Source organism: Streptomyces sp. NPDC054863 (assembly GCF_053610825.1).
The window spans coordinates 44,219-63,903 of record NZ_JBSGZD010000013.1 but is presented as its reverse complement, the minus strand read 5'-3'; the positions used below and the strand labels follow the sequence as shown (position 1 = coordinate 63,903).

Genomic DNA, 19,685 nt, shown 5'->3' with positions numbered 1-19,685 from the left:
GGTGCGGGGGTGCGGGGGGTCGGGCTCCGCCAGGGAGCGGGGGTGGGGGGCTGGGCTAACGGCCGAGCCCGTCCGGGTCACGCGACAACGCCGGCGCTCAGCCTGCCGATGGTGTCGAACCGGCCGATGAGGTCGAGCACGCTCCCACACAGGTGCTCGGGCGAACAGCAAGCTCAGAACATGGCGAGCCGGTCCACCAGCAGCTCCACCCTCCGCTCGGCTTCCTCCGGCGGCAGCCGTCCCGCCCGGGTCAGGGTGGCCAGCCCGTGCAGGGCTGCCCAGAACACCTCGGTGAACAGTCCCGGGTGGACGTCGTCCCCGGCGACCTCGCCGAGAGTCTCCAGCAGGGCGGCGAAGGCGTCCTTCAGAGGCTCCGGGGTCTCCTCCTTCGCGAACGCCAGCCCGCCGTCGAGTTGGAACATGGCGTCGTAGACCGCCGGATTGCGTGCGGCGAAGCCGAGGTAGGCGCGGGCGAGCGCGGTGACCCGGGTGCGCGGGACGCGCGCGGCGGAGACCGCGGCCCGCAGCGCCGCGGCCATCTCGGCGGCGCCCTCCAGGGCGACGGCGCCGATGATCTCGCGCTTGCCGCGGAAGTGGCTGTAGAGGACGGGCTGGCTGTACTCGATGCGCTCGGCGAGCCGACGGGTGGTGACCGCGTCCCAGCCCTGCTGCTCGGCGAGTTCGCGGGCCGTCGCCACGATGAGGCGCTCCCGGGCCGCCCGTTCGCGCTCCTTGCGTTCCTTTACCGACATGATTCGATCCTAGCACCGCTAGACATTCGAGCGGTGGTCGTATTAGCGTTGCCCCAACATCTAGCAGTGCTAGACCCCAGGAGGGGCAGTCATGCTCAACGCACTTGAGATCGTCACCACCGTGCTCGTCGGCCTGATGGTGGGCGTGGAGTTCTCCGTCGCCTTCGTCCTCAACCCGATCCTCAACGCACTCCCCGACGACAGCAGTCAACGCGGCCGGAGCCACGGCGGCCGGATGCTCGGCGCCGTGATGCCGGTCTGGTACATCGGCTCGCTCGTCCTCGTCGCGGTCTGGGCCATCGCGGGATCCCAGCAAGACGGCGCCGGACTCGTCATCACCGCCGGCGCACTGCTGATCCTCAGCGTGATCATGTCGATCCTGCTGCTCGTCCCGATCAACAACCGAGGCAAGACATGGACCCCCGAGAACCGGCCCGACGACTGGAAGCAGCAGATGAACCGCTGGGACCGCTTCCACTACGTCCGCGTCGCCGTCATCATCGCCGCCTTCACCCTGCTGGTCACCGCCCTCACCTGAACCGGCGGGACGCCACCGCGCCGGGGCGCACCATCTCCACCACCCCCGGGCGGCAGTGAGCCACCGAGCCTCAGCGCCGGCGGCATCCCGGTCGACCCGACGCGCACCCAGCTCGGCGCGCCGACACAGGAGTTGTACGACCCGCAGTACACGGCCGCCCGCGTCGCCGAACAGCCGCGCGGCTGGATTCCCTGAGGCCGACGCGCGGGCGGGCACGACCAGGGCCTGCCAGAACACCCGGCCCGGCCGCCGACCGGCCCGGTACGACCCTGGCCACCGAAGTCCGCGCCGCACAACTGCTGCTCCGCACGGCCGCCGCGATCCCACCCCGCCACCCTCACCACCGAACGGGCCGGCCCCGCCGCGAGCGCCGGTCGGGCAACGACTCGAAGCAGGTACGCAGGTACGCAGGTACGCAGGTATGCAGGTATGCAGGTCAGCGAGTCGGCCGGGTCAAGCGGGCCCCACTGCACAAGCACGGCAGGGAACCGGGAAAGTTGCATCAGCAGGCAAGGGGCCCTCTCGCCCTAGATTCCGTCCGCCCCGCCAGCGGCACGCAGCCGCACCCGGTTGCGCTGAAGATCGACCTCAACGACCTTCACCGTGATCAGCTCACCTTCATCGACAAGCAGATCCGGAGTCTCGACCGGCTCGTCCGTCAGCTCCGAGAGGTGAAGGAACCCCACAACGTCAGGAGCAAGCTGCACGAACACGCCAAAAGGAACGATCTTGGCGATCAGTCCGGTCAGAACCCGGCCGACCTGATCCGCAAACCGAATGAGCGGATCTTCCCGCAGAGCCTTCAACGACAGGGTGACCTGCCCTGAGCGCGTCTCGGCAATCATCACCTCAGCGGTGATCCGTTGGCCGGCTTCGACCGCCTCGGAGGGGTGGCTGATCCAGCCCCACGTCAGGTCCGGCACCCGAATGAAGCCGGTGCAGAGGCCTTCCGGTTCGCCATCGACGTGAACGAAGACCCCGAAGTTGTGCACCTCGGAGACCGTCCCGGCCACGACCTGCCCTTGTTCGCACGCGAGGAGAAAGGACCTCAAGGCCGGAATCTCGCACGCCCTGGCGGAGAGGTGAAGCTGACCTTCGTTCCAACGCCCGATCTCCTCGGCACTGATCTCCTGGCCGACCTCAAACAGCTCGGACGGATGCCCCGTCCGGCACATCGACACCTCATGCCGAGGAATCCGAGCGGTCTCGGCTTCCTCCCCTTCGGCATCAATGAGCTGCACCAGGACGTCCGTTCCGTCGAACCCGGTGACCTTCACCGTTCTCACGACCCCTGGCCGGAGCTGGTCGATCAAGGACTGCATGCGGGGGTCAGAGGCCGGCTCGGACATGGAGATGAGCCTAGGCCGTGGGAGGGGAAGCGGGTGCGGGTGATTCGTGGGCGGCGAGTTCTTCGGCCAATTCGATGCAGCGCAGGCGGGCCGGGGAGAAGTCGTAGGGCATCTTTCCGATGGCTGCGAATGCGCTCATGGACTCCTGCCCCCTGCCGGAGCTCTGGCCGACCTCGTCCTCGACCTCATCCCCACCCTCACCCTCGTCAGCGGTGGTGGGGTGCAGAGTCTCCCAGGTGTCGAAGAGCGCGTCGTCGCTCGCCGCCAGGCCGGAATCCTCGATCACGGCTTCCAGCGCCTTTCCGAAGGCGTGCCGTTCGGCAGCCACCCGGGCCACGCGGGGGTCATCGACAGCGACCGTGTCATCGAGTGCCTCCTCGGCGGCGTCCACACGGTCGGAGCCCTCCCGTAGATCCGGGTGGGTGGCCAGGGCGATGAAGCGGGAGGCCTGGACGGCCGCACCGAGCGGGCCGAAGATCCGCTCGGTGACCAGCAGGCTGTCCAGGTCCGCCCGGCGCAGGGAGCCCTCGGGCAGACTCTTGAGGCGGCTGGTGACGAAGTCGGAGAGCAGACCCGCCCTGCTGCCCTCGGTACGCATGCGCTGCACGGCAGTCCGTTGCCGCCGCAGTTCCGCTTCCTGGGCGACGAGGGTCTCCTCCAGCCGTTCCAGGATGCCCGCGATGGCGTGGTCGCTGTCGGCGCCGGTGGCAGCCGTGTCGGCGAAGGCGTCACGGATGTCGTCCAGGGCGATCCCGGCGTCGGCCATCTTGCGGATCCACAGCAGCCGGATCATGTCTTCGTAGCCGTAGCGGCGGCGGTCGTCGCCGCCCCGCTCGGGCTCGGGGAGCAGGCCGATCTCGTGGTAGTGACGGATCGCCCGCGGTGTGGTGCCGACGAAGGCCGCCGCGTCACCGATCTTGACCCGGCGCGGCGGGACGAAGGACGAAAACATGAGCAGGAGCCTTCCTGGGTGGGGCGGGACGTGAGTCCACCGGACCACATACCGCTACGGAACGTGCAACTCCAGGTATCCCGCCCGGCACCCGTGCCAGGAGATGCATGCCCTTCTCCGTCTCGATGGATCCGCCCTCTGCCGGTGGGAACCTGGCGGGGCCGCCCCCTGTAGGCAGCCACGGGGCCAACAGGGCCAACAGGGGCACCAGGCACCAGGCACTGGGCATTGGGCATTGGGCATTGGGCACCGGGCACGGGACACCGACCGCAAGGGCTACGCCGTGCGCGGCGGTTCGGTGCCGGGGAGCAGAACGGCCAGTAGCCGTCCAGTGGTCGCCTTCGCGTCCTGGCCCCGTCCGGGCACGCGTGTCATCAGCAGGTGGTGGGTGGTGCCGACGAGTGCGAGCGCGATGGTGGCGACGTCGGCGTCGGCGGGCAGTCGGCCGCCGCGCTGCTCTGCTTGCAGGTAGGTGGTGAAGTCGTGCTGGATCGCATCGAACGCGGGTGCACCGGCCTGAAAGCCTTCCCGGGTGTGGAGCGCGGCTGCCGGGCGGGTCATCGCCAGCCCCACCACTGCCGGAGGCAGGGCCTCGATCAGTACGAGGACGACTTCTTGAAGGTTGTCGGCAACCGTGGCCTGCCCCACCTTCGCCTCCAGCGCCTGGGCCTGGCGGGCGCTGCGCGCGAACCGGTCAAGGACGAGTTCGGCGACGAACTCGTCCAGGCCGGAGAAGTGCGTGTGCAGGACGCCCTTGGCGCAGTCCGCCTCCGCGGTGATCGCGCGGCTGGTCAGAGCCGCGGCGCCGTCGCGGGCCACCACCCGCTCCGCAGCCGCGAAAAGCCGCTCCCGCAAATCCGGAATCGCCACTCCACGAGGTGACACAACTGCCCCTTCCCTCAACCCCATTGCAAGAATGGGCGCTCGCCCATACTGTTTGGGCACTTGCCCATACTAGAGGTCGGGGACGCCGCGCTGCGCCCCGGCCGGAGGGAGTCCGATCATGGATCGACTCGTCAACACCGCGCAGGCCGAGGCATGGAACGGTTACGAGGGCGAGCAGTGGGCCCGCAGCCAGGACCGCTGGGACGCCGTCAACGACGGCTTCAACCAGCCCCTCCTGGACGCGGCGGCCCTCTCGGACACCGACTCCGTGCTGGACATCGGCTGCGGGGCCGGCCGCACCACCCGCCTCGCGGCCCGGCGCGCCCGCCGGGGCAAAGCGGTGGGTCTGGATCTGTCCGGCCCGATGCTGGGAAAGGCCCGCGAGAGCGCCCTGCGCGAAGGGGTGGAGAACGTCTCGTTCGTTCAGGGCGACGCCCAGGTCCACGCCTTCGATGCCGAGGGGTTCGACGCGGTGATCAGCCGCTACGGCATGACGTTCTTCACCGACCCCGTCGCCGCGTTCACCAACCTCCACCGCGCGCTGCGGCCCGGCGGCCGGCTGGCCTTCATCTGCGCGGCCGAAGCCGAGGCCAACGAGTGGCTCCAGGCGCTGGCCTCACTGAAGGGCATCCTGCCGCTCGGCGGCTTCGGAAAGTCCGGCGGCCCCGGCATGTTCTCCCTCACCGATCCCGACCGCATCCGCACCCTGCTCGCGGCGGGCGGGTTCGCCGGGTTCGACGTGCAGCACATCGAAGTCCCGGGGAAATGGGGCACCGACGCGGCAGACGCCGCGGCGTTCCTGCTCGATTCCGGCCCTGGCCGCCACCTCCTCGACCAGGTCACCCCGCATCAGCAGGCCCAGGCACGCCAGGCGCTGACGACCGCTCTGCGCCGTCACGAGACGGACGGAGCGGTGTGGCTGCGTAGCAGCTCCTGGCTGGTCACCGCCGTACGCGGCACAGCCGAACCGCGCTGACAACCGCCCCGCCGGGGTGGGGTGTGGTGCACCCCTCTGGGCGTCGATCCTCGCGCAGCGTCATGCGATCGGCCTGCGGATCTCCTGGCGTATCTTGTGCGTCTCCGCCGCCGCCCGCTCGACGGTGAGGGAGGGCGGGAACGTCAGCACGGCCACGGTGCTGGCTTCTCCCCACGCGCACAGGGTCTGCCGGGTCGTCGCCTCGCAACGGAACCCCACGCCCGCACCCGGGACGTGGACCGTCCTGGCGGGCTCGATCACGTCGTCGTCGCCTCGCTCCGAGGAGTACATGAGGCTGTCGCGCTTCGCTTCCACGAACTTGAAGCGGCCGTACCTGCCCCAGAGGTTCACCTCCTCGGACTTCCGGTCCTCGGCGGTACCTACGTAGGTGACGGAGAAGCTCTTCACATCCCTCTCGAAGAAGCCGCTCTCCGGCCCGTCCGGGGTGCGGGACCTGACACCGTCGTGCTTGTAGGCACCCCCCACCAGGGTTTCGGGGGCGGTGAGTTCGTGCGTGGCCTCGGGGAAGGACAGGTCGGAGAACTCGTAGGATCCGTAGCCCACTGCGCCGAGCAGGAGCACGGCTGCGGTGACACGCAGCTTCGTACGCCTCCTCTTCGGCGGCCTCGGCCCGCTCGTCGCCCGCCGGGCCGGGGACGCGGCCCGCGAGGGGGCGGGCGGAGGTCCGGGGCTCGGCGCGGCGGCAACCGTCATGGCCCCGGCGATGCCTCCGTCCGGAGCGGACGCCGCCCCGGATTCCGGTGTCGGGCCCGGTACCGGTGTCGGCGTGGCGGGCGCGGCCACGTCCGGCATCGTCAACGAGCGCGCCACCGCCGTCGGTCGCGGCGCAGTGGCGGGCGCGAAGAGGTCCAGCAGCCCTTCCGGCGTCGGCCGCCGCGCGGGCTCCTTGGCCAGGCAGGCGTCGACCGCCGGCCGCAGGGCCGCGGGCACCGAGGAGAGGTCCGGCTCCTCGTGCACCGCCCGGTACATCAGCCCCATCGGAGTGCCGTCGCCGAACGCCCTGCCGCCCGCCGCCGCGACCAGCACCGCACCCAGTGCGAACACGTCGGCGGCTGCGCCGACTTCGAGCCCCTGCGCCTGTTCCGGGGCCAGGAACCCGGGGGTGCCGAAGGCGGCTCCGGTGGAGGTGAGCCGGGTCGATTCCAGGGCGCGGGCAATGCCGAAGTCAAGCACCCGCGGCCCGTCGTGGGCCATGATGATGTTGCCCGGCTTGAGATCGCGGTGCACGAGGCCGCAGGCGTGGATGGCCTGCAGCGCCTCGGCGAGCGCGGCACCGAGCAGCCGCAGTGCGGCCTCGTCCATCGGCCCCCGGTCGGCGAGCAGATCCGACAGGGTCGGCCCGACGATGTAGGCGGTCGCCAGCCAGGGCGCCGCCGCGTCGGGGTCGGCGTCGACCACCTGCGCCGTGTGGAATCCGCCGACCCTACGGGCCGCTTCGACCTCCGCGCGGAACCTGGCGCGGAAGTGCGGATCGGCTGCTAGCTCGGAGCGGGCCACCTTCACGGCGACAGTGCGTCCGCCCCGGGAGCGGGCCAGGTACACCGTCCCCATGCCGCCCGCGCCCAGCTCACGCTCCACCGTGTAACTGCCCACGTGCTCCGGCAGATCCACGCGCCCGTCCCCGTTCCGCCCCATGTGCCCCACGCCCCCCGTTGGAATGCCGCGCGCCAGTATGGCCGAGAGCGCCGCCCGGCGTCACGCGTCGGGGGCGCCGCTTGTCCTACAGGTCACTCTTCCGAAAGCTCGGGACAGTAGCCACGTTCGTCGTACTGCAGGGTGGCCGCGTACTTTTCGCCGGCACCGCGGCAGATCGGGCACCCGGTCCTGGCGGCACTCCGCGGCGGCCCGGCCGCCGATTCCGAAACCCGTTCCGGTCACGGGCGAGGTCTCCGCGCCCCGGCAGCGCAGACGGGAGGAACTGAACCGGGAGTGCAATGCCTCGAAGGCGCCCCGGCTGTTCTCCGTGTCCCCCGCACTGCGTCGCTTGCACTTGACGTGTACGTCAAGTCTTACCGTGCGCGGCATGAGTCACAGCAGCGCCACCCACCGCGAAGTACGCCTGTCCTTCTCCCCTCAAGGGCCCCTCACCCCCGCCCACTTCGAGGTGGTCGAGGTACCGGTCCCCACCCCCGCCCCCGGCCAACTGCTCGTACGCAACCGCCTCATGAGCGTCACCGCCGTGATGCGCACTCTCATGCGGGACGACGTCGAGCTGCCGATGCCCGGATACGTGCCGGGCGCGGCCCTGTGGGGTCCCGTCGTCGCCGAGGTGGTCACCGCGCCGCCGGGCTCCGGCCTGCACCCCGGCGACCTCGTCGAACACCGACTGGGCTGGCGCGAGTACGCCGCCCTGCCCCCGCAGGACGCTCAACTCCTGGACCTGGACGTGCTGCCCGACCCGGCCGCGCATCTCTCCCAGGGGTTCACCGCCTGGCTCGGAGTGGTGCGCGCGGCTCACGTACGGCCGGGAGACACGGTGTTCGTGAGCGGTGCGGCGGGCGGTGTCGGCTCGCTGGCGGGCCAGTTCGCCCGACTGCGCGGCGCAGGGCGGCTCATCGGCAGTACGAGCACGCGGCGCAAGGGCGCGTACCTGATGAAAGAGCTGGGTTACGACGCCGTCGTACTGCGGACGGAAGGCGAAGGCACCATGGAGGAGCAACTGCGCGAAGCGGCGCCGGACGGTCTCGACGCGGTCTTCGACAACGTGGGCGGCGAGCAGCTGCGCGCCTCGGTGGCGCTGGCCCGCAGGGAGGCGAGGATCGCCCTGGTGGGAGGCCTGTCCGGGCAGGTGTCGGGGGGAGTCGGAACCCCCACCGAGATCGACACGTTCGCTCTGGTCTCGCGGGGGATCACTCTGCGAGGGATCGCGGGGGCCGACCATCTGGACGCGCTCCCGCAGTGGCAGGATGAGTTCGGCCGAGGGCTCCGGGACGGCACCCTGACCTTTCCGCACGCACGCCTGCTGGGCATCGACCGGGCCCCACAGGCACTCTGCGAGCTCCTCGAAGGTCGGCACGTCGGTGCTGTCCTGGTCGAGCTCTGACCTCGGATCCAGGAGGCTGTGTATGCGGATCGGCGATGCGGCAGCGGCGGCGGGCCTCACACCGAGGGCGCTGCGCTACTACGAGCAGCAGGGCCTGCTCATGCCCGGACGCGCGCCGTCCGGTCACCGGGAGTACGGGCCCCAGGACGTCCGGCGGCTGCGAACCGTACGCGAACTGCTGGAGGCGGGCCTCACCGTCGCGGACGTCAGAAGCTTCGCCCACGTGCTGGAGGGGGCGCTCTCGGCCGACGGTCATGATCATGAAGGGGAAGCGGAGCACTGTGAGATCGGGGAGGTGGGCATGCGGCGGCTCGCGGAACTCGACGAACGCATCGAGCGGCTGACACGTCTCCGCGAGAAACTGACGTCCCGGATGGCCGACCGCTTCGGCTTCGACTGAAGGCCCTCGACGTACCAAGCCTCGCCCTCGCGACGGACGCGCCCCACGTCCGCTTCGACTTCGCCGTCGGCGAATCCGCGGGCCGACGCCGCGGCGAACCCGCCTCCTTCGAAGCCCGGATCGACCTCGAAGGATCGGCCGAGGGGGTGCACCGAGCAGTACGAGCCGCTACCCGGTCCACCCGGCAGGGCAGCGCCCCTTGACCGCGACCGGCATCGCCCTCGGCGTCGAGCGATTGCTCGGGCTGCGCGGCGAAGCCGTCACACCGGGCATCCACACCCCCGAGGCGCTGCTCGACCCGGCCTGTGCGGTCGAGCGGATGGCGGAGACCTGCGCCGCCTTCATCGGCGGGCCCGGCGACAGCTGACCCTCACTGCGGCGGCACTGTCCGGATGCTGCGGAAGCAGGAGCGGCAGCGAGGAGCGGAAGCGTCACGCGACCCGTCGGACACGACCTAGGGGTTGCTCCAGCCAGTTGTACTGGAATAGGAGTCGATCAGGTCCACCACGAAGACCAGGGTCGAGCCCGCCGGGATCAGCGGCGTGGGCGACTGTTTGCCGTAGCCGAGGCGCGGGGGAACGATGATCTCGCGCCGACCACCGACCTTCATCCCCCTCACGCCCCGGTCCCAGCCCTTGATGACCTTGCCGCTGCCCAGAGCGAACTTGAACGGCTGGCCCCGGTCCCAGGAGGCATCGAACTCCTTCCGGGACTCGAAGGTCACCCCGACGTAGTGGACCCTGACCACCATGCCCGGCTTCACCTCGGCCCCGTCCCCGACGACCAGGTCCCGGACGGTCAGTTCGGTGGGAGCATCACCCTCCGGGACGTTGACCTCGGGCTTCGTCGGTTCACTCATTGCAGCCTCATCACTCTCCGCCGGAAGTCCTCGCACGGACCAGCCGGACACATGGTCACCCCATGCGGCAGACGGCCACGCTACCGAGAATGCCGGCCCCCGGCGCACACCACGTCCCGCGGGTCCATGTGACGATCTTTCAGATGGCCGAGGGACGTGACCCCGCTGCGAGAGGTCGCGGTTGGTCTGCCCCAAGCTGCGGGAAGTGGCTCGGTCCTCGATCGGCGGTTCGTCGGCGGTGCCGACGAGGGTGCGCCCTTCGTGGCGGTCTCAGGCGCGAACGGCCTCGGCGGGCGCCGTCGCGGGTCGTCCGTGCTCGCACGCTTCCTCAATGCCGTACGTCTCCCACGCCGGGAAGGGATCGTTCCCGGGGACCGGCTCGCCGTCTGCCAGCAGGCAGTCGCCCAGGGCCGCGTGCAGTTCCCGGGCCCGCAGTGCGGTCCCGATGAAGACCAGTTCCTGCCCCTGCGAGGTGTCGGCGTCGCGGGCCCCCGACGGCTCGAAGCGCGCGACAGCCCCCGCCTGCGACCAGAGTCCCGTCACTCGCGGCCGACCGGCCAGCCAGAAGAAGCCCTTGGAACGAAGAACCTGACCGAAGCGACCGCTGTCGAGCTGCTCGGTCACCAGGTTCCACAACCGGCCCGGGTGGAAGGGCTGTTCGGCACGGAACACGGTGGAGGAGATGCCGTACTCCTCGGTCTCCGGGACGTGGTCACCGTTGAGTTCCCTGACCCAGCCCGGCGCCTGCTGAGCGCGCTCGACGTCGAAGAGCCCGGTACCGAGCACCTCACGCAGGTCCACCGCGCCGAAGGCCGCCGGAAGGATGCGCGCGACGGGATTGAGTCGCGCAAGAGCAGCCCTGAGCCGGTCGGCTTCCTCGGCGGCGACGAGGTCGAGCTTGTTGAGCACGATGACGTCGGCGAACTCGATCTGGTCCATCAAAAGATCGCTGACGGTCCGCTCGTCGTCCTCGTACTGGCCCAGCCCTCGCTCGGCGAGGCCGTCCCCACCGGTCAGTTCCGGCAGGAAGTTGGCCGCGTCGACGACGGTGACCATGGTGTCGAGCCGGGCGAGTTCGCCGAGCGCGACTCCGTCGTCCCGGGCGAAGGAGAACGTGGCCGCCACCGGCATCGGTTCGGAGATGCCGCTGGACTCGATGAGCAGGTGGTCGAAGCGGCCCTCCCGCGCCAGGCGGTCGACCTCTTCCAGCAGGTCGTCGCGGAGCGTGCAGCAGATGCAGCCGTTGGTCATTTCGACCAGGCGTTCCTCGGTCCGGGAGAGGGCCGCCCCGCCGCCGCGGACCAGGGCCGCATCGATGTTGATCTCGCTCATGTCGTTGACGATCACCGCGACACGGAGCCCGTCCCGGTTTTCCAGGACATGGTTCAGCAGGGTGGTCTTGCCCGCGCCGAGGAATCCGGACAGCACGGTCACGGGCAGGGGGTGGTGGTTCATGCGGGCTCAGCTCTCGGGACGCAGCAGGCCGCGCTCGTACGCCTTGACCAGCCGCTGGGGCACCAGACAGGTGGAGCCGTCCACCGTGAGGGGCACGAGCGGCGGGGTGCTCGCCTTCCACTGGGCGCGGCGGTGACGGGTGTTGCTGCGGGACATCTTCCGCTTGGGAACTGCCATGGCGGTCTCCTTGTTTCCTGGGGGTCTTCGACGTTTCCGGAGGGGAGGGCGACGCCGGTGAAAGCCGCACGGGCGTGGCTTTCCTTTGCCCGTGGCGCCCTGTCCTCGACTACACGCGGTGCCCTGTCCTCGTCACGGTGCCGGGGCCGAGGGCGTCACGGTCGAGGCGCGGGCCCTGGGGTTTCCTGCGTAGGGCAGCAGCGCCATCTCGCGGGCGGTCTTTATGGCGGCCGCGAGCCGGCGCTGCTGCTGGGAGGTGACACGGGTGAGGCGGCGGCTGCGGATCTTTCCCCGGTCGGAGAGGAATGTGCGCAGCAGCTCGGTGTCCTTGTAGTCGATGTACGTGATCTTGGCCGCGTCGAGCCGGTTGGGGCGCGTCTTGGCGGGCTTGCGGGGTTCCGGACGGCGTGCCATGGGTGCTGCTCCTTGAGTGCGGGGAGTTTCCGAAGGGGATCAGACGGGGTCGAGCAGGGCGTCGAAAGCGGCGGGGAGGTGCTTCCACGCCTCGCGGCCGGCGGCGCACTCGGCATCCGTCAACAGGCAAGAATCCAGGAGCTGTTCAAGTCCTTCCCGGTCCAGGCCCGGAGAGGTGAAGACGAGGTGCTGGCAGCAGTCGCCGTGTTCGGGGTGCCAGTCCAGCGATGCGGCGGCCTGCCTCGTGGCAGGGACCATCTCCCAGGCCGCGTCGGGCAGAGAGGCCAGCCACGGGCCGGCGCTTTCGACGCACAGCGCACCTCCCGCGGCGTCCCAGGCGAGCAGCGTGTCGGGGCGGTCGGCGAGCCAGAACCGTCCACGACTGCGCGCGGCGGCGCAGCACAGGTCCTCCAACGCCTCGTAAAGCCGCTCGGGGTGGAAGGGCCGCCTGCGGTGCCAGACGAGCGTGGTCACCCCGGCCTCGTCGGCCTCCTGAGGCAGAAGTGCGCACGCCGGATGCTGGGCGGAGGCCGCCGCCTCCACGTCGAAACCGGCGAGGACGGCCTCGACGAGTTCACCGGAGCCCACCGTCATCCGGCGGGCGGTGGGGTGCAGTTGCGTGAGGAGCGCGTGGTCCGCACTGTCTGCTTCCTCGCTGTCGACCAGGGCGAGGACGGGTGCGTACTCCAGCTGGCGTGCCCAGGTGTCACCGATGGTGCGCCGGTCGCCGGCGGCGGCTCCCAGTCCCGCTTCGGCAAGGTCGTCGCCGTTCGCCAGGTAGGGCAGGACGAGTGCGGGGTCCACCGCGGTGACGACGTTCGTGAGGAGCAGGTCGCCTTCGTGGGCTGCGATCACCTCGGCCATCGCCTGCGGCTCGACCGAGTCCCACAGCTCGACGACGGCGAGCCTGGTCGAGCCTGCGGCGGCGAGCCGTTCCAGCTCGGGGACGAGGTCCTCGCGCAGTGCGCAGCACGCGCAGTCGTTGACCAGCGGCGTCTCGCCCTGCGAGAGGTTGCCTGAGGCGTCGCGGATCAGGCGGCGTACGGTCCCGTTGCCCGCGCCGGACAGGTCGTGGTGCAGGGCGACGCTGCCGGGAATCGCCCGCAGGAGCCGGTCGACCACCTCTCTGCGGGCGTCGGCGTGGAGCCCGGCGACGAGAACGACGGGCATGCGCGAGTCCTGTCCCATCACCGGCTCCCGTAGCGGCGCTCGAAGCGTTCGACGCGTCCGGCGGTGTCCAGGACGCGGGCGGTGCCCGTGTAGAAGGGGTGGCTCACGGAGGAGATCTCGACGTCGACGACCGGGTAGGTGTTGCCGTCCTCCCATTCGATCGTCTTGTCACTGGTCATCGTGGAGCGGGTGAGGAAGGCGTGGTCCGAGGCCGAGTCGCGGAAGACGACGGGGCCGTAGGCGGGGTGGATGCCGGGCTTCATGGCTGGGGCGGGCCTTTCTGGGCGGAGCGTTCGGGTGAGGGGCAGGTCAGCGCTCTTCGCGGAAATCGACGTGCCGACGGGCGAGGGGGTCGTACTTGCGCAGCACCATCCGCTCGGGATCGTTGCGGCGGTTCTTGCGGGTGACGTAGGTGAAGCCGGTGCCGGCCGTGGAGCGCAGCTTGATGATCGGGCGGAGTTCGTTGCGTGCCATGAGGCTAGTATATGGAAATGATTCCCATTGCCAAATAGGTAGGGGTCGCAGAGAGAGGCAGGTAACACCCATGTCCGCCCACTGCCAACTGACCGGCGCGAAGCCGGGCTTCGGCAACACGATCTCCCATTCGCACCGGCGCACCTCGCGCCGCTTCGACCCGAACATCCAGCACAAGCGCTACTGGCTCCCGAGCGAGGGACGCAATGTCCGTCTGACCCTGAGCGTCAGGGCGATCAAGGCGGTGGACGTGATCGGCATCGAGGCTGCCGTGGCACGGATCCGGGCGCGCGGAGGCAAGGTCTGATGGCGAAGAAGAGCAAGATCGCGCAGAACGAGAAGCGCAAGGAGATCGTCGAGCGGTACGCCGCCCGGCGGGCCGAGCTCAAGGAGGTCGTCCGTCGCCCCTCGGCGACCCGGGACGAGCGCCGGGCCGCACTGACGGAGCTGCGCCGGCAGCCGCGCGACGCGAGCGCCACCCGGGTGCGCAATCGCGACAGCGTGGACGGCCGCCCCCGCGGCTACCTGCGCAAGTTCGGTCTCTCCAGGGTCCGCACCCGGCAGCAGGCGCACGCCGGCTTCCTGCCCGGAGTGACCAAGTCCTCCTGGTGACCGGACTCCACTGACCCCTGGGCGGGCGCCCGGACGCAGACCCGCACGGAAGAACGGGCCGAGTCTGTCCGACCCCGCCCACGCGGCTTGTGCGACGTCGGTCGGTACGTGCGCGGATCACCTCGCCTGCGACCGACCCGCACTCGCGGGTGCACGACGGTCGTTCGGGGGTTCGCGGGCGCTTCGGATACGTCCGAGGCGCCCGCACGGCTCCGCCCGTGCCGAACCGGATTGCGTGGCGGCCCTGAAAGCAGGCACGCCTCGGCGGAGGGGAGACCACGGGTCCGATGCCGCGCCAGGTGAGCGAGCCGGACAAGGGCGACAGGTCTGATCTGCTGACCACCCACCGCCGATCGGACCGAGCTGGCCCAACTCGGGGAGGGGGAAGCTGAGTTGCGCCAGGCGAACGAGATCCCGTCGGCAGCCGCTGTACTTTTCACGAAGGAGCTCGACCAGTCCGCGCGAGGCTGACGCGGTGATCAAACCAGCGCCGTGACGACTCGGGGCCGAGCCCGCATCCTCGGTGAGGCGGCACGCGTCCTCAAGCCCGGCAGCGAGCGGCTCCGCCACCAATGCTGTCAGGCCCTGATCTCCGTCCACGGCCGAAGCATGGGGAGAGGGCCGGGGTCACGAGCTGCTGCCGAGGCTCGCCCGGGTCCGTCAGTCGGTGGCCGGTACGGCGGGTCCGAGGTCGCCCGTGATCACGGTACGGACGATCTGCGGGCGGTCCCACAGCGCCAGGATCTCGTTGGCCAGGTCTACGGTCGGCAGCACATCCTGCTGGCCGTGATGCGTGAGGGAGGCGGCCAGCAGGGTGCGCGGGACCGCCCCCGCGTCGAGCAGTACCCGCCACTCCTGCGGGCCGAGCCGCAGGAATTCGAGACCGCTGAGCCGGGCGATCTCCAAGGGGTCGACGAGCGTGCCGGGGTAGGCGCACAGTGTGCGCAGCCGTGGCAGTCCGACGACCGGGGCGAGGCTGACGGGGGCCTCGTCCCACACGCCGATGGACAGCACCTCCAGGCCGGAATGGGCAGCAGCCTCGACACTCGCGATGCGACGGATGTTGACGTGCGCCACGACCGGCGGTTGTTCGCCGTGCCCACCCCGAGGTGTGTCATGCAGCCGGCCGAGTACCAGGTCCGCCAGAGAGTCCGCGACGAGTTGGGCGCCGACGTACTCCTCATGACCGATCAGAATGATCTGTCCGACGTGTCCGCGCGGGCCCGGCGTCAGGTCGACCGCAAGACGGTCGCCCCCGCCGTTGTCCCCGAACACGATCCAGCCCGGCGAGCCGACCAGGCCCTGGACACGGGCCTCCGGCCCGGTGACCACCGCCTCCATGGCACCGTGGTCCCAGGGGGAGGGACGTGACGCGGCGTCGGCCAGGTAACAGGAGTCCAGCGGGAAGAGCTCCCCATCGAGCGCCCTGTCGATCTGATCTGCTTGTTCTGCGTGTTCTGCTTGTTCCGCGGCCGACGCACCGGTCTCGTCGCCGTGCTCCCACTTCGGGTGGGCGACTTGGTAGAGGGCCTTCAGTTCCTCGGGCAGTACGATGCCGAGCCGCGCCTCCGTGGCGGCGATCTCCGCTTCGGTCGCGCCGACGGCATCGGGCGCCCGCTCGCGCACCGTACGGGCCACCAGCGCCGGGTCCGCCGTCGGGGCCGGCACCGCTCCGGGAGCCGGATCGGGCAGTCGGCGCCAGGGCTCGGGCACCGCGCCGTCGACCAGGATCAACGCCCCCGGCAGCGCCGTGCCTATGCCGGACTCGACGGCAGGGCCCGGTCCCATCACGCGGAGCTTCGTCCGCCCGGCCGGCGCGAACTCCACGGAGAAGGACACGTCGTCGACCCCGGCCGCCTCAAGTGCGTCGTGCACCCGCCCCCCCCCCGCATCGAACTCCTCCTGGTGGTCCTCCACCTGCACGGCGCTCCCGGGCCCGGGTCGCGACCGCTTCAGCGGCAGGCTCCAACTGCCCCGTCCTATGCGCCCCGTCGCGCGCGCGAGCGCATCGGAGCGCTGACCGGTGCCGCGGTCGCGCAGCAGCCGCAACACCGGGGCCCAGGTGGCGAAGTCGTGCAGCCCCGCAGAAGTGAGTCTCTGATCAACCATGCGGTGACTCTAGGATCTGCCACTGACAATGCCGCCGCCAGGACGCTGTCGGCGGGGCACGACGGACGCGTGGTGGGGCGGACTCCGCCCACCTGCCGGTTCCTACCTCCGAGGTGTGCGTGAAAGAGCCCGGGGCAGAAGTCAACTGCCCTGAGCTTCCTGCTGTTTGGCGGCGCCGGCTTGTGCGGGGCTACTTCACGTCGACGTAGTCCGCCGCGGAGGAGAGCGCCGATGTCGTGGACGTACCGGGGAAGGAGTGGCGGAAGTAGCCGTCGGCCGTGGCCTTCACCGTCGTCCTCAGGTTGCCCTTGCTGTCCGTCGTGACGGTCTTGAGGGTCTTGTAGGTGCCCGTGCCCTTCTTCATGAACTGCAGCTTCACCGGCTGCTTGCCATGGCCCCCGTACCTGTAGGTCTTCCAGTCGGCGCGGGTCAGGGCGCCCGTGACGGTGATCGTCCTGTTCTTCTTCACCGGCTCCGGCGAGGCGTTGACCGTCAGCACGGAGTTGCGCAGGACCTTCACCGTGGCGGCGGAGTCCTTGCCGATGTAGTCGCCGTCGTTGGCCAGGGCGTGGGCGCGCACGGCCCAGGTTCCGGCCGTGGTGTTGTCCTGGGGGTGGATGCGCGGGTTCATCGTCAGGGTGTAGGTGCAGGTGGTCGTGGTGGGTATCGGGGTCACGCACCTGCCCTCGGCGGGATGGGCGACCACGAGACCGTAGCTGTCGCCCGTCGGCTTGTGGATCGGGCCGTGCCACATGACCGGGAAGGTCTTTCCCGTCTCGATGCCCGAGTCGTCCGTGGCGGTCACCAGACCTCGTCGGCCTGGGCGGCCCTCGGCATCGCCATCGCGGACAGGGCGAGTGCCCCGGCGAAGGCTGCCGCGGCGGTGCGGTGATACATGAAGGCGTTCCCCCATGGTCCAGCGCCCCAGGAAGTTCCCGGGGCGGAGCTGAGAAGGCCCACCCGATACGCGGATGGCGCCGGATGTGACCACTGGGCCACGGGAATGGTTGCCCCCCCCGAGGGGGCGGTTCTGCCCGGCGGTCAGGGGCAGACGCCGGCCCTGTCCAGGACGGCGGCCATCGCGTCCACGGGGAGCGCCGGGTTGGCGCCCGCGCTGGAGGCCAGTTCAGGGACGCGAAGTGCTTCGCGGAGCCGACGGAGCGGCAGGCGCGGATCGCCGGCCGCCGCCTGGCGCGTCCAGACCTCGGGGTCATGGCTGAGCCGTTCGATCAGCGCGGGCGTGGCGGCCGGGTCCCGGACGGCCAGTCGGCGGTGGTCGCCGTCCTGGTGGTCCGCGTAGCGGGCGGCGAGGCCCTCGCGGGGAAAGCGAGGGTGCGTCTCCGCCATCCAGGCGGAGAACGTCCCGCCGAGCCTCGCGTACACACGCATCAGGACCTTCTCCGGGGTATCGGGGTGGTGAATGCCCAGGCGGTTCTCCACCACCGGATCCTCGGTGCGTGCGAGCAGGCGCAGCAGGTCGGGCGGCAGGTGAGGGCTCTGGGCGGCGGCTCGCCGGAGCAGCGGGTGGGCGGAGGTCGCGGCCCGGCGCAGCACCTCGGGGTCGGCGAGTCCGTCCCGTACCCACTGCACGCCGTCGCCCCTGTCGAGGTCTCCGACCGTGAAGTCGATCGCCATGCGCCGTGTCTCGTCCAGCTCGGGCCTGAGGGAGACCGCGAGCCGTACGGCCTCGTCGGGGTCGACGGCGAGCCGCTCCACGAGGTCGGTGGGCAGCGACGGGTTCTCGGCAAGGGCGGCCAGGTGCGACCGCTCGGCGGCACACCGTTCGGCGACGGCGCGGTGCAGGAGCCCGTGTCGCAGCGCCTCGGCGGCGGACTTCGGATCGCGGAGGAGTGCGGCGGTGACGTCCGCGTCCCGGCGGCACGCCCCCAGCGCGGCGGCCTGCCGCACCTCGGGGTCGGGATCGGTGAGCAGCGCCGACCGCTCGCCCGGCAGTGTCTGCCACGCGCGCGCCGCTCTCCGGCGCGCTGCCGGAGCGGAGTGCGTGGCCAGCGAGGCCACGAACGACGGCACCAGCCAGGGCGAGTCCAGCAGGGCCGCCCGTACGGAAGGGTCGGGGTCGTCGAGCAGGCGGGCACACACGTCGTCCGGCAGGGGTGCGACCGTCGTACGTGGCTCCCACCACTCGGGTCCGTGAGCGAGAGCGGCCCGCACTTTGGGGGAGTCGTCGTCCGCGAGCCGGGCCCGCTGCACAGGCTCGGCTCTGGCGCTCATCGCGAAGGCGGTCCGAGCGGCCGGGTTCGGGTGAGCGAGGATCACCACGACGGCCGACTCGGGAAGTCCAGCCCGCTGGACGGCGTTACGGGGCGGACCGTCACCGCCGCCGTCAAAGGCGAGCAGGCGCAGCAGCAACGGTGTCGGCAGCGCCGGGTTGCGGGCGACTCCGTCCAACGCGGACGCGTGGAACGCGACCATGATCCCCCCATGTCTTCTTCGGTCCGATGTCCTCTGACAACGATGCCCCACGCCTGAGTCCAGCGACGGACGACGGTGAGCGCTCATGGGGGGCAGCGGCGACGGTCTCAGCATCAAGTCCGGCACGTTCAGCTCCAAACGGTGCACCCCGTACGTGCGAGGCGGTCCTCCGGGGGAGGCTTCTGTTCTGGTCGTCACCGCCCCCGAAACAACCAGTTGACCCGTACGGACTCTCGCCTCGTTCCACTCGTAGGTGTAAGACAGGCGAAGACCGCCCCCGCACTTCCTGCGGTAAGTAACGTCGATGCGACAGCAGCCTTTTGATGCCCTGTCACTTGTGTTCGCCTACCTGCAAGGAGCGGCAATGACCGGCCAGGATTTCCTCACATCGAAGATCGAACAGGGCTTCGATCAGCTCGACGTGAGCGGCAACGGCATCCTCACCGAGGACGACCACGTGGAGATGGGGCGCCGGGTGGCGACCTCGCTCGGTCACGTCGAAGGCTCCCCGCAGTCGGATCGGATCATCGGCGCCTACACGGCCATCTGGCGGGACGTGCATGCGCCTTTCGTCCCGGCCGGGAGTCAGGGCATCTCCAAGAGTCAGTTCGTCGCCTCGACCCGTACGCTGGCAGAGGACCCCGAGGCCGCCAGGGCCGCTCTCGGCGGGATCGCCGAAACCTACCTGGCGATCGCCGACATCGACCAGGACGGCCAGATCAGTCCTGACGAGTTCCTCGCGTTCCAGCGTGGGCACTTCCCTCAGCTCACCGAGGCGATGGCGGCCGAGGCATTCAGCCACCTCGACATCGACGGCGACGGAGTGCTGTCGCCCACCGAATTCACCCAGGCGGTCATTGAGTTCTGGTCCAGCCCGGACCCCAGCGCCACCGGCAACTGGTGGATGGGACACCACCCGTCCTCGCACGGCTGAGTCGGCTGCGACAGCTTGCCGCACGGCGGGTCGTTCCGGATACGGGTTGCACGGGGGCGCGGCCGGCGGACCGCGCCTGCCGTTCCAGCACCGCAGTGAACTCCGTTACCGCCGCCCCCTGTTGGGCCAGGA

23 protein-coding genes are annotated in these 19,685 nt (G+C 70.4%); 8 read left to right on the top strand and 15 right to left on the bottom strand.

All coding sequences use genetic code 11. From position 1 onward, the window contains the following. Positions 1-173: 173 nt before the first annotated feature. Positions 174-752, bottom strand: a complete 579-nt coding sequence (locus ACWGIG_RS04940) for a TetR/AcrR family transcriptional regulator (RefSeq protein WP_453320101.1) — start codon at positions 750-752, stop codon at positions 174-176. A gap of 91 nt (positions 753-843) precedes the next feature. On the opposite strand from ACWGIG_RS04940, the gene ACWGIG_RS04935 reads away from it, so the two are divergent. Then, positions 844-1,290 (top strand): anthrone oxygenase family protein, encoded by a 447-nt coding sequence (locus ACWGIG_RS04935; protein ID WP_453320100.1) that lies wholly within the window; start codon positions 844-846, stop codon positions 1,288-1,290. 527 nt (positions 1,291-1,817) lie between these two features. On the opposite strand, the gene ACWGIG_RS04930 is transcribed toward ACWGIG_RS04935, so the two are convergent. The 3 genes from ACWGIG_RS04930 to ACWGIG_RS04920 all read right to left on the bottom strand — a co-directional run bounded on the left by ACWGIG_RS04930 (position 1,818) and on the right by ACWGIG_RS04920 (position 4,476). Then, positions 1,818-2,639 (bottom strand): S1 RNA-binding domain-containing protein, encoded by an 822-nt coding sequence (locus ACWGIG_RS04930; protein WP_453320099.1) that lies wholly within the window; start codon positions 2,637-2,639, stop codon positions 1,818-1,820. A gap of 10 nt (positions 2,640-2,649) precedes the next feature. Beyond that, complete coding sequence (locus ACWGIG_RS04925) at positions 2,650-3,591, bottom strand: MerR family transcriptional regulator (RefSeq protein WP_453320098.1); 942 nt, start codon at positions 3,589-3,591, stop codon at positions 2,650-2,652. A 276-nt stretch (positions 3,592-3,867) separates the two neighbouring features. Further along, positions 3,868-4,476, bottom strand: a complete 609-nt coding sequence (locus tag ACWGIG_RS04920; protein WP_453320097.1) for a TetR family transcriptional regulator — start codon at positions 4,474-4,476, stop codon at positions 3,868-3,870. A 118-nt stretch (positions 4,477-4,594) separates the two neighbouring features. Between ACWGIG_RS04920 and ACWGIG_RS04915 the strand changes: the two genes are divergently transcribed. Continuing rightward, on the top strand, positions 4,595-5,452 hold the full coding sequence (locus ACWGIG_RS04915) for a class I SAM-dependent methyltransferase (protein WP_453320096.1): 858 nt from the start codon (positions 4,595-4,597) through the stop codon (positions 5,450-5,452). A gap of 60 nt (positions 5,453-5,512) precedes the next feature. On the opposite strand, the gene ACWGIG_RS04910 is transcribed toward ACWGIG_RS04915, so the two are convergent. Continuing rightward, positions 5,513-7,084, bottom strand: coding sequence for a serine/threonine-protein kinase (locus ACWGIG_RS04910; protein ID WP_453320095.1), 1,572 nt, complete (start codon positions 7,082-7,084; stop codon positions 5,513-5,515). A 412-nt stretch (positions 7,085-7,496) separates the two neighbouring features. On the opposite strand from ACWGIG_RS04910, the gene ACWGIG_RS04905 reads away from it, so the two are divergent. From ACWGIG_RS04905 to ACWGIG_RS04895, 3 genes are all read left to right on the top strand, one after another. Beyond that, positions 7,497-8,516, top strand: a complete 1,020-nt coding sequence (locus ACWGIG_RS04905) for an MDR family NADP-dependent oxidoreductase (RefSeq protein ID WP_453320094.1) — start codon at positions 7,497-7,499, stop codon at positions 8,514-8,516. A 22-nt stretch (positions 8,517-8,538) separates the two neighbouring features. Continuing rightward, positions 8,539-8,916: a MerR family transcriptional regulator gene (locus ACWGIG_RS04900; RefSeq protein WP_453320093.1), complete on the top strand. Its 378-nt coding sequence runs from the start codon at positions 8,539-8,541 to the stop codon at positions 8,914-8,916. A 199-nt stretch (positions 8,917-9,115) separates the two neighbouring features. After that, on the top strand, positions 9,116-9,283 hold the full coding sequence (locus ACWGIG_RS04895) for a hypothetical protein (protein WP_453320092.1): 168 nt from the start codon (positions 9,116-9,118) through the stop codon (positions 9,281-9,283). 87 nt (positions 9,284-9,370) lie between these two features. Here ACWGIG_RS04895 and ACWGIG_RS04890 read toward each other — a convergent pair whose 3' ends face one another. From ACWGIG_RS04890 to rpmG, 7 genes are all read right to left on the bottom strand, one after another. After that, positions 9,371-9,775: an FKBP-type peptidyl-prolyl cis-trans isomerase gene (locus ACWGIG_RS04890; RefSeq protein ID WP_453320091.1), complete on the bottom strand. Its 405-nt coding sequence runs from the start codon at positions 9,773-9,775 to the stop codon at positions 9,371-9,373. A gap of 270 nt (positions 9,776-10,045) precedes the next feature. Next, the gene (locus ACWGIG_RS04885; protein ID WP_453320090.1) at positions 10,046-11,230 is read right to left on the bottom strand and encodes a GTP-binding protein; all 1,185 of its coding nucleotides are present in this window, start codon (positions 11,228-11,230) and stop codon (positions 10,046-10,048) included. A 6-nt stretch (positions 11,231-11,236) separates the two neighbouring features. Continuing rightward, the gene (rpmF, locus tag ACWGIG_RS04880) at positions 11,237-11,407 is read right to left on the bottom strand and encodes a 50S ribosomal protein L32 (RefSeq protein WP_453320089.1); all 171 of its coding nucleotides are present in this window, start codon (positions 11,405-11,407) and stop codon (positions 11,237-11,239) included. A 132-nt stretch (positions 11,408-11,539) separates the two neighbouring features. Continuing rightward, positions 11,540-11,821, bottom strand: a complete 282-nt coding sequence (rpsR, locus tag ACWGIG_RS04875; RefSeq protein ID WP_453320088.1) for a 30S ribosomal protein S18 — start codon at positions 11,819-11,821, stop codon at positions 11,540-11,542. A 39-nt stretch (positions 11,822-11,860) separates the two neighbouring features. Further along, positions 11,861-13,009, bottom strand: coding sequence for a CobW family GTP-binding protein (locus tag ACWGIG_RS04870; protein ID WP_453320087.1), 1,149 nt, complete (start codon positions 13,007-13,009; stop codon positions 11,861-11,863). Beyond that, a complete protein-coding gene (locus ACWGIG_RS04865; protein WP_453320086.1) occupies positions 13,009-13,254 on the bottom strand; it encodes a type B 50S ribosomal protein L31 in 246 nt (81 codons plus the stop codon). The genes ACWGIG_RS04870 and ACWGIG_RS04865 overlap by 1 nt, the downstream gene beginning before the upstream one ends. Positions 13,255-13,300: 46 nt before the next feature. Continuing rightward, complete coding sequence (gene rpmG / locus ACWGIG_RS04860; RefSeq protein WP_453320085.1) at positions 13,301-13,465, bottom strand: 50S ribosomal protein L33; 165 nt, start codon at positions 13,463-13,465, stop codon at positions 13,301-13,303. A 70-nt stretch (positions 13,466-13,535) separates the two neighbouring features. On the opposite strand from rpmG, the gene rpmB reads away from it, so the two are divergent. After that, on the top strand, positions 13,536-13,772 hold the full coding sequence (gene rpmB / locus ACWGIG_RS04855; RefSeq protein ID WP_453320084.1) for a 50S ribosomal protein L28: 237 nt from the start codon (positions 13,536-13,538) through the stop codon (positions 13,770-13,772). Further along, complete coding sequence (gene rpsN, locus ACWGIG_RS04850) at positions 13,772-14,077, top strand: 30S ribosomal protein S14 (RefSeq protein WP_453320083.1); 306 nt, start codon at positions 13,772-13,774, stop codon at positions 14,075-14,077. Before rpmB ends, rpsN begins: the two co-directional genes overlap by 1 nt. A 660-nt stretch (positions 14,078-14,737) precedes the next feature. Here the strand turns inward: rpsN and ACWGIG_RS04845 are convergent. The 3 genes from ACWGIG_RS04845 to ACWGIG_RS04835 form a co-directional block, all read right to left on the bottom strand. Further along, complete coding sequence (locus ACWGIG_RS04845) at positions 14,738-16,186, bottom strand: SMI1/KNR4 family protein (protein ID WP_453320082.1); 1,449 nt, start codon at positions 16,184-16,186, stop codon at positions 14,738-14,740. Between the two features lie 190 nt (positions 16,187-16,376). Beyond that, a complete protein-coding gene (locus ACWGIG_RS04840) occupies positions 16,377-16,991 on the bottom strand; it encodes a calcium-binding protein (protein ID WP_453320081.1) in 615 nt (204 codons plus the stop codon). Positions 16,992-17,227: 236 nt separating this feature from the next. Then, the gene (locus ACWGIG_RS04835; RefSeq protein ID WP_453320080.1) at positions 17,228-18,619 is read right to left on the bottom strand and encodes a Mucin-2; all 1,392 of its coding nucleotides are present in this window, start codon (positions 18,617-18,619) and stop codon (positions 17,228-17,230) included. A 364-nt stretch (positions 18,620-18,983) separates the two neighbouring features. On the opposite strand from ACWGIG_RS04835, the gene ACWGIG_RS04830 reads away from it, so the two are divergent. After that, complete coding sequence (locus tag ACWGIG_RS04830; protein ID WP_453320079.1) at positions 18,984-19,553, top strand: EF-hand domain-containing protein; 570 nt, start codon at positions 18,984-18,986, stop codon at positions 19,551-19,553. Positions 19,554-19,685: the final 132 nt, after the last annotated feature.

Coding starts and splice junctions, on each gene's coding strand:
- ACWGIG_RS04885 (WP_453320090.1), bottom strand. CDS start 11,230: ATGAACCACCACCCCCTGCCCGTGACCGTGCTGTCCGGATTCCTCGGC.
- ACWGIG_RS04935 (WP_453320100.1), top strand. CDS start 844: ATGCTCAACGCACTTGAGATCGTCACCACCGTGCTCGTCGGCCTGATG.
- ACWGIG_RS04900 (WP_453320093.1), top strand. CDS start 8,539: ATGCGGATCGGCGATGCGGCAGCGGCGGCGGGCCTCACACCGAGGGCG.
- rpmB (WP_453320084.1), top strand. CDS start 13,536: ATGTCCGCCCACTGCCAACTGACCGGCGCGAAGCCGGGCTTCGGCAAC.
- ACWGIG_RS04890 (WP_453320091.1), bottom strand. CDS start 9,775: ATGAGTGAACCGACGAAGCCCGAGGTCAACGTCCCGGAGGGTGATGCT.
- ACWGIG_RS04905 (WP_453320094.1), top strand. CDS start 7,497: ATGAGTCACAGCAGCGCCACCCACCGCGAAGTACGCCTGTCCTTCTCC.
- ACWGIG_RS04865 (WP_453320086.1), bottom strand. CDS start 13,254: ATGAAGCCCGGCATCCACCCCGCCTACGGCCCCGTCGTCTTCCGCGAC.
- ACWGIG_RS04830 (WP_453320079.1), top strand. CDS start 18,984: ATGACCGGCCAGGATTTCCTCACATCGAAGATCGAACAGGGCTTCGAT.
- ACWGIG_RS04915 (WP_453320096.1), top strand. CDS start 4,595: ATGGATCGACTCGTCAACACCGCGCAGGCCGAGGCATGGAACGGTTAC.
- ACWGIG_RS04930 (WP_453320099.1), bottom strand. CDS start 2,639: ATGTCCGAGCCGGCCTCTGACCCCCGCATGCAGTCCTTGATCGACCAG.
- ACWGIG_RS04845 (WP_453320082.1), bottom strand. CDS start 16,186: ATGGTTGATCAGAGACTCACTTCTGCGGGGCTGCACGACTTCGCCACC.
- ACWGIG_RS04835 (WP_453320080.1), bottom strand. CDS start 18,619: ATGGTCGCGTTCCACGCGTCCGCGTTGGACGGAGTCGCCCGCAACCCG.
- rpsN (WP_453320083.1), top strand. CDS start 13,772: ATGGCGAAGAAGAGCAAGATCGCGCAGAACGAGAAGCGCAAGGAGATC.
- ACWGIG_RS04925 (WP_453320098.1), bottom strand. CDS start 3,591: ATGTTTTCGTCCTTCGTCCCGCCGCGCCGGGTCAAGATCGGTGACGCG.
- ACWGIG_RS04870 (WP_453320087.1), bottom strand. CDS start 13,009: ATGGGACAGGACTCGCGCATGCCCGTCGTTCTCGTCGCCGGGCTCCAC.
- rpsR (WP_453320088.1), bottom strand. CDS start 11,821: ATGGCACGCCGTCCGGAACCCCGCAAGCCCGCCAAGACGCGCCCCAAC.
- rpmG (WP_453320085.1), bottom strand. CDS start 13,465: ATGGCACGCAACGAACTCCGCCCGATCATCAAGCTGCGCTCCACGGCC.
- rpmF (WP_453320089.1), bottom strand. CDS start 11,407: ATGGCAGTTCCCAAGCGGAAGATGTCCCGCAGCAACACCCGTCACCGC.
- ACWGIG_RS04940 (WP_453320101.1), bottom strand. CDS start 752: ATGTCGGTAAAGGAACGCAAGGAGCGCGAACGGGCGGCCCGGGAGCGC.